This is a genomic window from Streptococcus mitis (assembly GCF_905187495.1).
In the GTDB taxonomy this organism is placed as follows: Bacteria; Bacillota; Bacilli; order Lactobacillales; family Streptococcaceae; genus Streptococcus; species Streptococcus mitis_CU.
In genome coordinates, this window is the sequence record NZ_CAJJIB010000115.1 from 1 (window position 1) to 216 (window position 216).

General features: G+C 44.4%; 1 protein-coding gene. It reads left to right on the forward strand.

What is annotated here, in order from left to right; translation table 11 throughout:
- Positions 1–216: DUF1542 domain-containing protein (locus JQ843_RS05775; RefSeq protein ID WP_338014945.1), on the forward strand; the 216-nt coding region annotated here is incomplete at both ends.

The following is a 216-nucleotide window of genomic DNA, read 5'->3' on the forward strand; positions in this document are numbered from 1 at the left end:
TAGCTTCAGTAAATCCAACAGCGCAAGCGAAGCCAGCGGCAAAACAAGCTATCGATGATGCATTGAAAGCTAAGACCGACGCAATTGATGCCAATAACGATTTAACAGCAGAAGAAAAAGCCAAAGCTAAGGAAGACGCAAAAGCGAAAGCTGACGCAGCTAAGCAAGCCATCGACAACGCAACAACAAACGATGTAGTAACTCAAGCTAAAAACG